This window comes from Mesorhizobium sp. M0816, from assembly GCF_040320005.1.
Taxonomy (GTDB): domain Bacteria; phylum Pseudomonadota; class Alphaproteobacteria; order Rhizobiales; family Rhizobiaceae; genus Mesorhizobium.
The window spans coordinates 1-14,115 of the sequence record NZ_JAMYOT010000065.1; the positions used below are offsets into that span (position 1 = coordinate 1).

Genomic DNA, 14,115 nt, shown 5'->3' on the forward strand with positions numbered 1-14,115 from the left:
CCACCATCGCCACGCTGCTGACCACCGCCAAGATGAATCAGGTCGATCCACACGCCTGGCTCACCCTGACCCTCGAGCGCATTGCCAATGGCTGGCCAAACAGGGTATCGAGGCGCTCATGCCTTGGAACTACCATCGCTGAACGGCATCAGCTACCCGCTTACGGTAGACGCAGCCGCCTATGAGCATAGGTTCTACGATCACGTGCACCGGGCACACCACCCCGCCCACACCCCCGTGCCTGGTGAACGACTGATCGCCCGCCGTGCCGAAAGGTGCGGCGGGCGGTTCCCGATCGCCGGGTTTTGTCGGCGCTCAGACCAGAGGCACGTCGCAGCGCGAGCGCAGTTTCTACCTAATGGAAGTCAATCTTTTTTGACGACTGCGAGGTGTGTCTTTGGAGACTGATGAGCGCAGGCGTGTCGATCTTCGACGCTATGCGCCTAGCGAGTTCCCGCAATTCGAAAAAGCCGTCAATACTCATTAGGCTCAACGGTTGGCCTGACGAAGTGTCCCACCGCAAAGGTGCTTTGTCTTGCCTGTACGAAGATCCGTTCATCTCGCAAATGGCATCGTAAATCGCCTGTGCGATCGACATTTCGGCGAGGATACGCTCTGCATCTTTTTGGCTATTCACGAAAAGTTCCCCCAAATCCGCGCTCCCCTTAGCCGGTTTCATTAGAAGCCGCTAGATTACCCGGATGTGACACCTCGGATAAAATCGATTGATATGGCGGAGGGAGCACGCCGGGCTTTTTGTCTGGCCGTATGTACGCGATGAAAAATCGACGTTTTTGTTGCTGCAGCCCGGCGCCCGCCGGCTCGAGTTCATCCGCCGATGGAGCCAAAGCTGGTCGCCAAGCCGCCCGGTGGCGAGTGATCTTGCCCCCAGTTTTCTATCCAGTTTTGAGTTCGTTTCCGGCGTGGGTTGTGCCCTGCTGGGCGGGTGAAGCGGCGGGCGCTGGCGCGGAGCCTTTGGCATAGCGCAGCGCGAGCGACCGTCGCAGATTGAAGGTGGTGGCGAACTCGGCCGGTGTCTGCCAGGCGATTTGGGAATGCGGCCGCGCGGTGGTGTACAACACGACGACAGTACACCCACGGGACGGAGGTTCGCGAGCTTTTATATCCGTGGCATCCTTGGTGCGGTCAGCTCGTGCATGTCCATGCCCAGGTGCTCGACTATGTCGGGCGCTATACGTCGATCCGTCGCTGGCGGCTTGCTGGCCTGCCAACCTTCCTGCCACCACAGAAGGTTCAGTTGGTTCTCGATGCCTGCCATCGGACCACGGCAATGGGGCTTCGCGACTATGCGGTTCTGATGGCGCTGGCCAAGCTGGGCTTGCGCGCCAGCGAGGTTGCGGCGCTCAGTCTTGACGATATCGATTGGCAGTCGGGCAGTGTCCTCGTCCATGGCAAGGGACGGCGGCAAGCGATGATGCCACTACGCCACGACGTCGGTGCAGCTGTCGTCGCCTACATCCGGCATGGGCGACCGGCTTCAGCGTGTCGCCGATTATTTCTGCGAATGCTTGCTCCGCACGTCGGCTTTGCCTCAGGCTGCGCCATCACGATGATCGCGAAGGAGGCCCTCGAGCGGGCAGGTATTCACGGCTATGCGCACCACGGCGCGCACCTCTTCCGCCACAGCCTTGCGACCGACCTGCTGCGGTCGGGGGCCAGCTTTGCTGAGATCGGCCAGTTGCTTCGTCACCGGAGCATCGACAGCACGAGGATCTATGCCAAGCTCGACATCGAGAAGCTGCGCGAACTAGCCTGCCCTGGCCGGGAGGTGTCCAATGAGCCGTCTTCGAACAGCGCTCGAGCGCTATGTGGGCATGCGCCAAGGATTGGGATACAAGTATCATGGCCCCGCTCGACGGTTCTCGGATTTCGTCACCTTCATGGAGGCTCGCGGCGCCGAGACCATCACCACGGCGCTGGCAATGAAGTGGGTGACGTTGATCGGCCGACAAGCGAGTTGGTCCATCCGCCTGACCGATGTGCGCTGCTTCGCTCAGCACCTCGCTCATTTCGACCCGATGACGGAAGTGCCACCTCAAGGCGCTGTGCCGCCGGCGCGGCGGGCCAAGCCCTCATCTATACCGATGAGATCACGGCGCTTTTGGCGGCGGCACTGTCGCTGCCGCCGGCCAACGCCCTGCGTCGCTGGACATATCATTGTCTGTTCGGATTGATAGCGGTCGCCGGGCTACGCCATTCCGAAGCGCTCGACCTGCGCCGGGACGACGTCGATCTGGACCAAGGTATCCTCACCATTCGGGAGACGAAGTTCGGCAAGTCGCGGCTGGTCCCGCTCCATGCCACGACGGTCGCCGTGCTGTCGGACTACGCCGCGCGACGCGACGCGCATCTCGTCGCGCCTCGTAGCCCCTATTTCTTTGTCGCCGAGCAGGGCGGCAGATTGCTGCACCAATACGTGCACCGGGTGTTCTGGCAGCTGTCGCGACAGATCGGTCTGCGGCAGCGGGGACAGCGTAATGGTCCGCGGGTTCACGATCTTCGTCACCGTTTCGCCGTCCAGGCCCTGACCAACTGGTATCGTGCGGGCGAAGATGTCGAGCGGGAACTGCCGGTCCTCTCGACCTTTCTCGGCCACGCCAATGTTCGCGACACCTACTGGTATCTATCCGCCGCGCCGGAGCTAATGACCCATGCTGCGCGACTGCTGGATGAGCGGTGGGAGGTTCGCGCATGAGCGCCTCGAACGATTTAGCCGTGCTGATCGAGCGGTGGTTCACCGATCGGCTCATGCGACATCGAGGTGTAAGCTCCAACACCATCGCCTCCTATCGCGACACCTTCCGGCTCCTGTTTGCATTCGCGCAGACACGCCTTGGCAGGTCTCCGACGCAGTTGACACTGCGGGATTTGGGCGCGCCTTTCATCGGCGCATTTCTGGAGGACCTCGAGACACTGCGGTCCGCCTCAGTGAGGACCCGGACCTCCGCCTCACAGCCATTCGGTCTTTCTTCAGATATGCGTCGTTCGAGGAGCCGGCCCATAGCGCTCAGATTCAACGCGTGCTCGCGATCCCGAGCAAGCGATGCGACAAGCGACAGCTTCAGTTTCTCACCAGGCCCGAGATTGAAGCGATCCTGGCCTGTCCGGATCGCAGCACATGGCTGGGACGGCGTGATCACACTCTGCTGTTGCTGGCCGCGCAAACAGGCCTGTGGGTCTCGGGGATCATCGATCTCAACCGGGACTCGGTCATGCTGGGGCACGGTGCCCACGTGCGATGCGTTGGCAAGGGCCGCAAGGAGCGAAGTACGCCGCTCACCAAGGTTGCACAGCAAGCCCTTCGGGGCTGGCTCAACGAGCCCAGGAACGGGGCGCAACGGCTCTCTTTCCGAACATGCACCGCGGCAGGCTGAGCGCCGACGGCGTGCAGGCGCTGCTGAACAAACATGTCGCCAAGGCTCGCGAACACTGCGTCATCCTCCGCTCGAAGCGGGTGTCGCCTCATATTTTGAGGCACAGCGCTGCCATGGAGCTGCTGCAGGCGGGCGTCGATTGTTCGGTCATCGCCCTATGGCTGGGCCATGAGGCGATGGAAACGACGCTGACCTATCTTCACGCACATCTTGAGCAGAAGGAATCCGCACTTGGCAAGTTGAAGCCATACGAACGCGCAAAGGCCGAACGATTTCGGCCAAACGACCGACTTCTTGAATTCCTGAACGCCCTTTGAGCATGAGAACTATGCCGAGTGTCAACGACCGGTTCTCGGTCGAAATGGCGGGCAAAGCGCTTCATACCGCCATGGATCGGAAGAGGCGCTCGGCATAGTTTGGCGGTCGGCATAAACGGCGAAGCTCAACGACGTCGATCCGCAGGCCTGGCTGGCCGACGTCCTCACCCGCGTCGCCGATACGCCGCAGAACCGGCTTCATGAACTGCTTCCGTGGAATTGGCAGCCCCGCCAGATCCTTATGGCCTCGGCCGCGTGAACACGCGCGCGGAACAGTTCCTCCGACCGCTGACCTTCGTCCGTCAGGACCAAGGACTTGGCCTTGTTCGCAGGGTCTGTAATCAGCCCCTTCCGATGCAGCCGATCCGTCACATCCCAATCAAAGCTCTTCCAGGCGCATCGTCCAGGCGGTCTAGGTTTCGCGCTTCGGGCCGAGCAGGAACACTGTCAGGGCGGCGAGGAACGTGGCAACAGCACTGTAGGCAATGGCACTGGCAATCCCAATATTGTCCACCAATAGTCCGCCGAAAATCGCGCCCGCTGCGATTGCCACTTGGAACGCTACGACCATCAGCACACCGGCGCTTTCGGCCTGCTCGGGAGCGGCGCGCCGCACCATCCACGTCTGCAATCCCACTGGCACTGCGCCGAAGGCAAAGCCCCAGGCGGCAATCGCAATCGCCGAGGCCGAGGCCGATGCTCCCGCCGTCAGCAGCGAAACAGCGGCTATCGCTATGAGCAGCGGGGCAAGGGCCGCGACTGCCTTGAGACTGTACTCGGCCAGAAGCCCGCCGGCCAAATTGCCGAAGAATCCGCCGATGCCAAAAGCAAGCAACACAAGCGGGATCATGTCGACATCCAGCGCGGGAATCTTCTCGAGGAAGGCGCGGATATAGGTGATTCCGGCGAAGTGGCCGGAAGCGACCAGCAGGACGACCAAAAGCGCGACCTTGACCATCGGAATCTTGGCCACATCCAGCAGGCTGCGGAAGCTAGCCACTCCGACCGGAGGCAGCCTCGGAATGGTTATGAGTTGCACCAGCAGTGTAGCGGCGCCGAAGACTGCGGCGAGCATGAAAGCGCTTCGCCACCCCCAAATATCGCCGACATAAGCGCCGATTGGAGCTGCGCAAACGGTAGCGACGGAAACGCCGGTGAGGATGATCGACATGGCGCGCGGCAGGAGGTGGCTTGGAACGAGCCGCATCGCCAGTGATGCCGACATCGACCAGAAGCCGCCGAGCGCTATGCCGAGCACGACCCGTGCAGTCAGGAGAACCGCGAGCGACCACGCGCCGGCCGCCAGAACGTCCGACAGGATCAGCAGCAGCGTCATCGCCCACATGACTATCCTGCGGTCCAGGCGCTTTGTGGTGATGGCCACCGTCGGCGCCGAGATCGCCCCGACGATAGCGGTCGCCGTCATCGCCTGTCCAGCCGCACCCTCGGTGATACCGAGATCATGCGCAAGCGGCGTGAGCAGGCTGACAGGCAGAAACTCTGCCGTCACCAGCCCGAAGGTGCCCAAGGAAAGCGAAATAACCGCACCCCATGCGGGACCAGACGGTTGGTCGGGCTTTTCTGGGTCGTGCAGAACAGCGTCCATGTCCTCTGCCGCGGATCGGGTCATGAACGAAGTCTCCACTTTGGAGGCACTGCAACATGGGGTTGGCTGCCTTGACCCACATTAAAGACACAAGCGCATTTCCCGGCGGCGTTGCACGGAGGAGGGGATGTTCATTGCTTCGCGATATTTTGTGACGGTGCGGCGCGCAACATCCATGCCGGTTTCCTTCAGCCGGACAGCGATGTCATCGTCGGAAAGCACGTCGCCGGGAGATTCTGCGGCAATTATCGCTTTGATCCGATGGCGGACAGCTTCGGCGGAGTGCGCATCGCCGCCTTGGCAGGACGCGATCGCGACGGTGAAAAAATACTTGAGTTCGAAGACTCCGCGCGGGGTAAGCATGTACTTGTTCGAGGTCACCCGGCTTACTGTCGACTCGTGCACGCCGATCGCGTCAGCGACGGTTCTGAGATTGAGAGGCCGCAGGTGGGCGACGCCATGTTCCAAAAAGGCATCCTGCTGGCGCACGATTTCAGCCGCAACCTTAACAATCGTCTTGGCGCGCTGATCGAGGCTGCGGATTAGCCAGTTCGCGTTTTGCAAGCATTCGTTGAGAAATGCTTGATCTTTCGAATTTTGGACAGTTTGACGCGACACTTCGGCATAGTAGGTTTGGTTGATCAGCAGCTTGGGCAGTGTGGCCGGATCAAGTTCGATCTGCCACCCGCCTTCCGGCGAGGGCGTGACCCAGACGTCGGGTATGATTGATTCAGACGCACCGGATTGGAATCGGTTTCCAGGCTTGGGATCGAGCGCCCGAATCTCATGCATCATGTCGAGAAGGTCGTCTTCATCGACGCCGCAATGCTGCTTCAGTGCCTGAAAATCGCGTCGCGCAAGCATTTCAAGATTGGCAACCAAAGCTGCCATTGCCGGGTCGAACCGGTCTCGCTGGCGTAACTGGATTTCGAGGCATTCTCCGAGAGTTCGCGCAAAAATTCCCGGTGGATCAAAGTGCTGCAAGGTTCCGAGAACCCGTTCCACATCAGCCTCCCGGACATTCAGGCTCTCGGCCAGCTCCAAAAGGTTTGCCCGAAGATAGCCAGTGTCTTCCAGATCGGCGGCAAGCTGGCCAGCGATCAGCCGCTCCTGTGGTGTGAACGCAGTGAGGGCGATCTGACGAGCGACATGGTCGTGCAATGTCTCGGCGAGGCTGGCAAACTCGTCGAGGGAAGGGCCATTACCCGGCGGGTTGTTGGTCGTGTTGCGAAGTGATTTCCATTGCCCGAGCCGTTCAGGCGAGCCGGCCCCGGTCGGTCCGTCAACGGCGTTTGCGCGTGGACCGACACGCTGATCCGCTCCCGAAATCGAAACATCGCCAAAAGGCCCGCCATCGTTTGACGCAGATTCCAAGAGCGGGTTCTTCTCGATTTCCCGCTCCACGAACTGATGCAGTTCAGTATGCGCCAGTTGCAGCAAGCGAATCGACTCAATGAGTTGAGGCGATGCGACCATGGATTGCTTCTGGCGCTGAAGCAGGCTTGCTGAGGATTGCATGGTGAGCGCGATAGTCCTGTCGAGGAGCCTCTTGGGGCGGGCAATGGCATCAGTGAGACGTTTTCTAGGTCATGCGGCGGCTTTCAGCGTTTCGAGAACGTTTTGCGGGGATGAGACGCCATAGGGGTCGGCCTCGCAGTTGTCGGAGAAACCTTCCTCCTCGAACCACTGCTCAACCACGCCATTGTTGATCAGGGCGGCGTAGCGCCAGGAGCGCATCCCGAAGCCGAGATTGTCCTTGGCGACCAGCATGCCCATCTTGCGTGTGAACTCGCCTGAGCCATCGGGGATGAGCTCGACCTTCTGCAGGCCCAAGGACTTCCCCCACGCATTCATGACGAAGGCATCGTTGACGGAGACGCAGTAAATCGCGTCAATTCCCTCCTTCTCAAACTCATCATAGAGCTCTTCGAACTTGGGCAGTTGGTAGGTCGAGCAAGTCGGGGTGAAGGCGCCAGGCAGCGAGAACAGGATGACGCGCTTGCCGGCAAAGTAGTCCTCAGATGTCTTTTCTTCCCAGCGATATGGATTTGGCCCCTGGACTGACTCATCGCGAACACGCGTGAGAAAGGTGACGAAGGGAACTTTCTTTTGAACGGTCATCAAGTTGCTCCTAAAGAAAAAAACTGGCGCGCTGGATTCTGGCAGAGGCTGGCGCAATACCGAGCAAAGGCTCGTATGCCGGGCATGGAATGAGGACCTCGCGGCTCGCAACCTCCTTTTTCCATCCCGATGTATGGGAACGTCTTGGCTGCTTGTCTTCGCCACCCGAACGCAATCGATCTGAGCGAGCTGGACACCGTCGAGCCGCTTGGGCAACTTTCCACGGCTATGGCGCCGCAAGCGGGATCGATCACTCGCGCTCGTGCCCGGGGAAAAGTGATAGCGGCCGGAAGTAGCCAATATCGCAAGCATGTGGAGGCCTCAAATGTGACTTCACGCAACAGACCCGCGTCACTGAACTGGTTCAGCGTGTTGCCGATGTGTGGCAGCGACCCGCCGACCTTGGCTTGGGTGACCCTTTGATGGGGCTCTTGGGCACTCACACGCTGAACAGAACCGGTAGACGGCAATTGCGTGAGCGCCACGTGTTGGCGTGCCGGCATCGGACCAGCCATGCGCAAAGCGGCTGCCGAGCACGGACCTCCGGAGGAGACGATGTCCCAATGTTCAGCGGGAACGGGCACCGTCTCCTCAGGCCACGGTCTAGAGCTTCGCGTGTCGGGCATGGTGCAAGTTGCTTTCATCGTGATTTGATGGGCTCTAACCAGGAGCAGCAAGCGGCGTGCCATTTCAAATAGGAGATGCTTTTGGACCGCCCCCTTTCTCTCGGAGGCCGTGTCTTCGCCGAGATCGGGCGCGCGCTATAACTGCCTCGTCACCACACTTGACGACGGTGCTGTATGGTGCGGAGATTCGGCGCTTCCGCACCGGCTGGGCAAAAACGAACCGGAAGCCGAGCCGATGCACTACTCACACCGGCGGGGACTGCAGCGATTGCGTAGCGTCTGCCCGCTAGCGTGTTCTTGGGTGCGCAGGCTCGACTTTCGCGAACACGCGCCTGTCGCAGCAACCATGAGCGTGCGGTCTTGGGCAAGCGCCCTGGTTCCGAGAGGGTCGCATTCCCCAAGCGTGTGTATTTGCAACCCTCTATGTTCGAAACTGGACCAGAATGTCGCAAGCCCGACCGAAAGGTCCCCAGGCGCGTACTATCCGATACTGTTCTGTCGCCTTTGTTGGTCCGCGACACCGGCCTATTTCGCCGAGCTCTTGTCCGGCCTCAGGCTAACCCACTGAAAAGCAATCATAATTCTTTTTCTTCTGCTGGTTCGGCCAAATTGGCACGAGTTTTGATGCTCCTTCGTTGCGGGCCGGGAGCTGCCGACCGACCTTCATTTCGTGGATGACACCGCGATCGATGGAACGAAGAAAGAAAAGCAAATTGTCAAATCCGCATCAGATAGCCTTCTATGGGAAGGGGTCCCTCGGCGAAACCGCCCCTACCAAACAGCTTGCCGCCCTTGTCGACCCTTGCGCAGGAAATGTTGATGGCCGGCTGCGACTCAAAGGCCCACCACACCCACCTTATCCTGAACTCGAAGGCGCTGGATAAAGTTCTGCATCTCGCCGCGCGGTATGCCTAGACAGTTACACGTTGGCCGATCTTGATAATCGGGTCGGCCTTCGGAGGACGTCGTCTACATGCCGTCTTGGTCATTCGCTGCCCGCAGCGCCCGCCGGTCACTTTTCGCCCTTCCACCGCTAGAGAGTGAAGTGCCACCATGTCCGAACAACCCTTGCCGACGCTGCCGATGTGGCGCGTCGATCACATCGAGCCCTCGCCCGAGATGTTGGCGCTACGCGCCAACGGTCCGATCCACCGCGTGCGCTTCCCGTCCGGGCACAAAGGCTGGTGGGTGACAGGCTACGACGAGGCCAAGGCGGTGTTGTCCGACGCGGCGTTCCGGCCCTCCGGAATGCCGCCGGCGGCATTCACCCCGGATTCGGTGATTCTCGGTTCGCCGGGGTGGCTGGTCTCGCACGAGGGGAGCGAGCATGCGCGGTTACGTGCGATCGTGGCGCCGGCCTTCAGCAACGGCAGGGTGAAGCTGCTCGCGCAACAGGTCGAGGCGATCGCCGCGCAGTTGTTCGAGACGCTGGCGGCCCAGCCCCAGCCCGCCGACCTGCGGCGCCACCTCTCCTTTCCGCTTCCGGCCATGGTCATCAGCGCGCTGATGGGCGTGCTCTACGAGGATCACGCCTTTTTCGCCGGGCTGTCCGACGAGGTGATGACGCACCAGCATGAAAGCGGCCCGCGCAGCGCGTCGCGCCTGGCCTGGGAAGAACTGCGTGCCTACATTCGCGGCAAGATGCGGGACAAGCGCCAGGATCCTGGCGACAACCTGCTGACGGATCTGCTCGCGGCGGTCGACCAGGGCAAGGCGACCGAGGAAGAGGCGATCGGCTTGGCGGCGGGAATGCTGGTGGCGGGGCACGAGAGCACCGTCGCGCAGATCGAATTCGGCCTGCTGGCCATGTTCCGCCATCCGCAACAGCGCGAACGCCTGGTCGGCGATCCATCCCTGGTGGACAAGGCGGTGGAGGAAATCCTGCGCATGTACCCGCCGGGCGCGGGCTGGGACGGCATCATGCGCTATCCGAGGACCGACGTGACTATCGCGGGCGTGCATGTTCCCGCGGAGAGCAAGGTGCTGGTCGGCCTGCCGGCGACGTCGTTCGATCCGCGCCATTTCAACGACCCGGAAATCTTCGACATTGGACGTGACGAAAACCCGCACCTGGCGTTCTCCCATGGGCCGCACTACTGCATCGGCGCGGCGCTGGCCAGGCTGGAACTCAAGGTGGTGTTCGGTTCGATCTTCCAGCGCTTTCCCGCGCTGCGCCTGGCCGTGGCGCCCGAAGAACTGAAGTTGCGCAAGGAGATCATCACTGGCGGGTTCGAGGAGTTCACGGTGCTCTGGTGATGCGCGGACGCCGCCGGGAATCGCGATCTTCTCCGCAATTTGCCGGCGCGCCTGGCGCGCGCCGGTCAGATCAGCCAGCCAACAGGTAACCAAGATGGACGTGCAAGAAACCACGGCAGCATGCCGGGACGCCTTCGCCGAACTGGCGTCGCCAGCGTGCATCCACGACCCGTATCCGTTCATGCGGTGGTTGCGCGAGCACGATCCGGTGCATCGCGCGGCGTCGGGCCTCTTTCTGTTGAGCCGCCACGCCGACATCTACTGGGCGCTCAAGGCCACGGGCGATGCTTTTCGGGGACCGGCGCCGGGCGAACTGGCGCGCTATTTCCCGCGTGCGGCGACCAGCCTGTCACTCAATCTGCTGGCGTCCACGCTAGCGATGAAGGAACCACCGACGCATACGCGTCTGCGCCGGCTGATCTCGCGCGATTTCACCATGGGCCAGATCGACAACCTGAGGCCGACCATCGCTCGCATCGTCGCAGCGCGCCTGGACGGCATGGCGCCCGCGCTGGAGCGCGGGGAGGCGGTGGACCTGCATCGGGAATTCGCGCTGGCCTTGCCCATGCTGGTTTTCGGCGAACTGTTCGGCATGCCCCAGGAAGACATGTTGGGGCTCGTCGCCGGCATCAGCGCCATTCTGGAAGGCCTGAGCCCGCACGCCAGCGATGCCCAGCTCGCCGCGGCGGACGCGGCCAGCGCCAGGGTGCAGGCCTACTTCGGCGACCTCATACAGCGCAAGCGCATCGATTCCCGCCACGACATCGTGTCAATGCTGGTCGGCGCACACGACGACGATGCCGACATGCTGTCGGATGCGGAATTGATCAGCATGCTCTGGGGCATGCTGCTGGGCGGCTTCGCCACCACTGCCGCGGCCATCGGCCATGCGGTCCTGGCGATGCTGGCGTATCCCGAACAGCGGCACTGGCTGAAGGGAGATGCCGTGGGGGTGAAGGCATTCGTCGAAGAAGCACTGCGCTACGACGCGCCCGCCATGTTCAGCTCCATTCCGCGTATCGCCCAGCGCGACATCGAACTGGGCGACGTGGTGATCCCGAAGAACGCGGACGTGCGCGTGCTGATCGCGGCCGGCAATCGCGACCCGGACGCCTTCGCCGATCCCGACCGCTTCGATCCCGTGCGGTTCTACGGCACCAGTCCTGGCATGTCGATCGACGGGAAGATCATGCTGACCTTCGGCCACGGCATCCACTTCTGCCTGGGTGCGCAACTGGCCCGAGTGCAGTTGGCCGAGAGCCTGCCGCGGATCCAGGCGCGCTTCCCCACGCTGGCATTGGCCGAGCAGCCGACCCGGGAGCCCTCCGCGTTCCTTAGGACGTTCCGCGCGCTGCCGGTGCGGCTGCATGGGCAGGAGGGCTGAGATGCGCGTCCTGGTCGATCAGGATCTGTGCGGAACTACCGGGCAGTGCGTGCTGACGCTGCCGGGCACCTTTCGCCAGCGCGAACCGGACGGCGTGGCCGAAGTGTGCGAGGCGACGGTCCCGCAGGCGCTGCACGCCGCCGTGCGGCTTGCGGCCAACCAGTGCCCGGTCGGCGCCATTCGGGTCATCGAAAGCGACGCTGGCCATGACGAGCGCGCCGGCGCCGACCCTGCGCCCTCTCCGGCGGATGCCGAGCGGCATGCCGCGAAAGACCAATGCAATTCAGGAGACACGATGGGACGGTTTGAAGGCAAGGTGGCCGTGGTGACCGGCGCCGGCGCCGGCATCGGCAAGGCATGCGCTCTCGCCATCGCGCGCGGGGGCGGCAGAGTGGTGGTGGCCGACATTGATGGCTCGGCGGCCATCGCCTGCACCGCGCAGATCGCGGCCGAAGCAGGCCACGCGCTGCCCTTAGCCATGGATATCGCCGATGAGCAGGCGGTGGCAGCGCTGTTCGAGACGGCGGAGCGGCACTTCGGGGGGGTCGACCTGCTGGTGAACAATGCGAGCGCCATGCATCTGACCCCGCGCGACCGCGCGATCCTCGACCTGGACCTGGCAGTCTGGGACCAGACCATGGCGACCAATCTGCGCGGCACGCTGCTCTGCTGCCGGCAGGCCATCCCACGGATGATCGCCCGCGGCGGTGGCGCGATCGTCAACATGTCGTCGTGCCAGGGGCTCAGCGGTGACACGGCGCAGACGTCCTACGCCGCGTCGAAGGCGGCGATGAACATGCTCTCGGCTTCGCTCGCCACCCAATACGGTCATGCGCAGATCCGCTGCAACGCCGTTGCGCCGGGTCTCGTCATGACCGAGCGTCTCCTCGCCAAGCTGGACGAGTGCATGCAACGGCATCTGCGCCGGCACCAGCTCCTGCAGCGCGTCGGCCGCCCCGAGGACGTGGCCGCGCTCGTGGCGTTCCTGCTCTCCGACGATGCTGCGTTCATCACCGGCCAGGTCGTGTGCATCGACGGCGGCATGCTGGCGCATGTGCCGACATACGCCGACGGTGGCAACAGCTGCGCCGCGCCCCCTGCCGGCGATACCGAATCGGCGGCGGCGGCGCGCTGCTGATGGACATGCTGCTCAACCCACTCAACCGTCGGCACCGGCTGCGATGCGACATCCCGGTCATGCCTGGCGCTTTCCCCCTGGTCGGGCATCTTCCCGCCATTGTCTGCGACCTGCCGCGCCTGCTGCAGCGCGCAGAACGGACGCTGGGCAGCCACTTCTGGCTGGATTTCGGCCCTGCCGGACACCTGATGACCTGCGTGGATCCGGAAGCGTTCGCACTGCTCCGGCACAAGGACGTGTCCTCGGCGCTGATCGAAGAGATCGCGCCCGAATTGCTTGGCGGAACGTTGGTTGCCCAGGACGGCGGTGCGCACCGGCAGGCGCGCGATGCGATCAAGGCGGCGTTCCTGCCCAAGGGGCTGACCCAGGCCGGCATCGGCGACCTGTTCGCGCCCGTCATCCGGGCGCGGGTGCAGGCGTGGCGCGACCGCGGCGAGGCAACCATCCTGCGCGAAACCGGCGACCTGATGCTCAAGCTCATCTTCAGCCTCATGGGAATCCCCGCGCAGGACCTGCCGGGATGGCATCGCAAGTACCGGCAACTGCTGCAGCTGATCGTCGCGCCACCGGTCGACCTGCCCGGACTGCCCTTGCGGCGCGGCCGCGCCGCCCGCGACTGGATCGACGCGCAGTTGCGCCAGTTCGTTCGCGACGCGCGCGCGCAGGCCGGGCGCACCGGGCTGATCCACGACATGGTGAGCGCCTTCGACCGCAGCGACGATGCGCTCTCCGACGACGTCCTGGTCGCCAATATCCGCTTGCTGCTGCTTGCCGGTCACGACACCACTGCCTCGACGATGGCCTGGATGGTGATCGAGCTGGCGCGGCAGCCTGTGCTGTGGGATGCCCTGGTCGAGGAGGCGCAACGCGTGGGCGCGGTGCCGATCCGGCACGCGGACCTGGCACAGTGTCCGGTCGCCGAGGCACTATTCCGCGAGACGCTGCGCCTGCATCCGGCGACCACGCTCCTGCCGCGTCGCGCGCTGCAGGAATTGCAACTCGGCCAACGGCGCATTCCCGCGGGCACCCATCTGTGCATCCCGCTGCTGCATTTCTCGACCTCGGCGCTGCTGCACGAGGCGCCTGATCAGTTCCGCCTGGCGCGGTGGCTGCAACGCACGGAGCCGATCCGGCCGGTGGACATGCTGCAGTTCGGTACCGGCCCACACGTCTGCATCGGCTACCACCTGGTATGGCTGGAAATGGTGCAGTTCTGCATCGCCTTGGCACTGACCATGCACCAGGCCGGGGTGCGGCCGCGGTTGCTGAGCG

At 63.0% G+C, this 14,115-nt stretch carries 7 protein-coding genes and 7 pseudogenes; 10 read left to right on the plus strand and 4 right to left on the minus strand.

Annotated elements, in window-relative coordinates; genetic code table 11:
• The 5 pseudogenes from NKI17_RS36010 to NKI17_RS36030 all read left to right on the plus strand — a co-directional run.
• Window positions 1–142, plus strand: a pseudogene (locus tag NKI17_RS36010) (transposase domain-containing protein); the annotation flags it as partial.
• Window positions 143–1,291: 1,149 nt separating this feature from the next.
• Window positions 1,292–1,690, plus strand: a pseudogene (locus NKI17_RS36015) (tyrosine-type recombinase/integrase); the annotation flags it as partial.
• Between the two features lie 106 nt (window positions 1,691–1,796).
• A pseudogene (locus NKI17_RS36020) lies at window positions 1,797–2,716 on the plus strand (tyrosine-type recombinase/integrase).
• Window positions 2,713–3,712: pseudogene (locus tag NKI17_RS36025) on the plus strand (tyrosine-type recombinase/integrase). Before NKI17_RS36020 ends, NKI17_RS36025 begins: the two co-directional pseudogenes overlap by 4 nt.
• 115 nt (window positions 3,713–3,827) lie before the next feature.
• A pseudogene (locus NKI17_RS36030) lies at window positions 3,828–3,971 on the plus strand (transposase domain-containing protein); the annotation flags it as partial.
• Here the strand turns inward: NKI17_RS36030 and NKI17_RS36035 are convergent.
• The 4 genes and pseudogenes from NKI17_RS36035 to NKI17_RS36050 all read right to left on the minus strand — a co-directional run.
• Window positions 3,952–4,114, minus strand: a pseudogene (locus NKI17_RS36035) (DUF6429 family protein); the annotation flags it as partial. The pseudogenes NKI17_RS36030 and NKI17_RS36035 overlap by 20 nt on opposite strands.
• A gap of 10 nt (window positions 4,115–4,124) precedes the next feature.
• Entirely contained in the window at window positions 4,125–5,342 is a 1,218-nt protein-coding gene (locus NKI17_RS36040; protein ID WP_352692248.1) for an MFS transporter, read from the minus strand.
• A gap of 57 nt (window positions 5,343–5,399) precedes the next feature.
• Window positions 5,400–6,836, minus strand: a complete 1,437-nt coding sequence (gene rpoN / locus NKI17_RS36045) for an RNA polymerase factor sigma-54 (protein WP_352692249.1) — start codon at window positions 6,834–6,836, stop codon at window positions 5,400–5,402.
• Window positions 6,837–6,905: 69 nt separating this feature from the next.
• Complete coding sequence (locus tag NKI17_RS36050; protein WP_352692250.1) at window positions 6,906–7,439, minus strand: peroxiredoxin; 534 nt, start codon at window positions 7,437–7,439, stop codon at window positions 6,906–6,908.
• Window positions 7,440–9,118: 1,679 nt separating this feature from the next.
• Between NKI17_RS36050 and NKI17_RS36060 the strand changes: the two genes are divergently transcribed.
• The 5 genes and pseudogenes from NKI17_RS36060 to NKI17_RS36080 all read left to right on the plus strand — a co-directional run.
• Window positions 9,119–10,321, plus strand: coding sequence for a cytochrome P450 (locus tag NKI17_RS36060; RefSeq protein ID WP_352907862.1), 1,203 nt, complete (start codon window positions 9,119–9,121; stop codon window positions 10,319–10,321).
• Between the two features lie 94 nt (window positions 10,322–10,415).
• A complete protein-coding gene (locus tag NKI17_RS36065) occupies window positions 10,416–11,705 on the plus strand; it encodes a cytochrome P450 (RefSeq protein ID WP_352907863.1) in 1,290 nt (429 codons plus the stop codon).
• A 1-nt stretch (window position 11,706) separates the two neighbouring features.
• A pseudogene (locus tag NKI17_RS36070) lies at window positions 11,707–11,832 on the plus strand (ferredoxin); the annotation flags it as partial.
• A gap of 168 nt (window positions 11,833–12,000) precedes the next feature.
• The gene (locus NKI17_RS36075) at window positions 12,001–12,843 is read left to right on the plus strand and encodes an SDR family oxidoreductase (RefSeq protein ID WP_352842917.1); all 843 of its coding nucleotides are present in this window, start codon (window positions 12,001–12,003) and stop codon (window positions 12,841–12,843) included.
• The coding region (locus tag NKI17_RS36080; protein WP_352907864.1) for a cytochrome P450 at window positions 12,843–14,115 on the plus strand (1,273 nt) is incomplete at its 3' end. The genes NKI17_RS36075 and NKI17_RS36080, both read left to right, overlap by 1 nt.

Excerpts from the sequence above, each read along its gene's own strand:
- NKI17_RS36060 (WP_352907862.1), top strand. The coding sequence starts at position 9,119 with ATGTCCGAACAACCCTTGCCGACGCTGCCGATGTGGCGCGTCGATCAC.
- NKI17_RS36065 (WP_352907863.1), top strand. The coding sequence starts at position 10,416 with ATGGACGTGCAAGAAACCACGGCAGCATGCCGGGACGCCTTCGCCGAA.
- NKI17_RS36040 (WP_352692248.1), bottom strand. The coding sequence starts at position 5,342 with ATGACCCGATCCGCGGCAGAGGACATGGACGCTGTTCTGCACGACCCA.
- NKI17_RS36075 (WP_352842917.1), top strand. The coding sequence starts at position 12,001 with ATGGGACGGTTTGAAGGCAAGGTGGCCGTGGTGACCGGCGCCGGCGCC.
- NKI17_RS36050 (WP_352692250.1), bottom strand. The coding sequence starts at position 7,439 with ATGACCGTTCAAAAGAAAGTTCCCTTCGTCACCTTTCTCACGCGTGTT.
- rpoN (WP_352692249.1), bottom strand. The coding sequence starts at position 6,836 with ATGCAATCCTCAGCAAGCCTGCTTCAGCGCCAGAAGCAATCCATGGTC.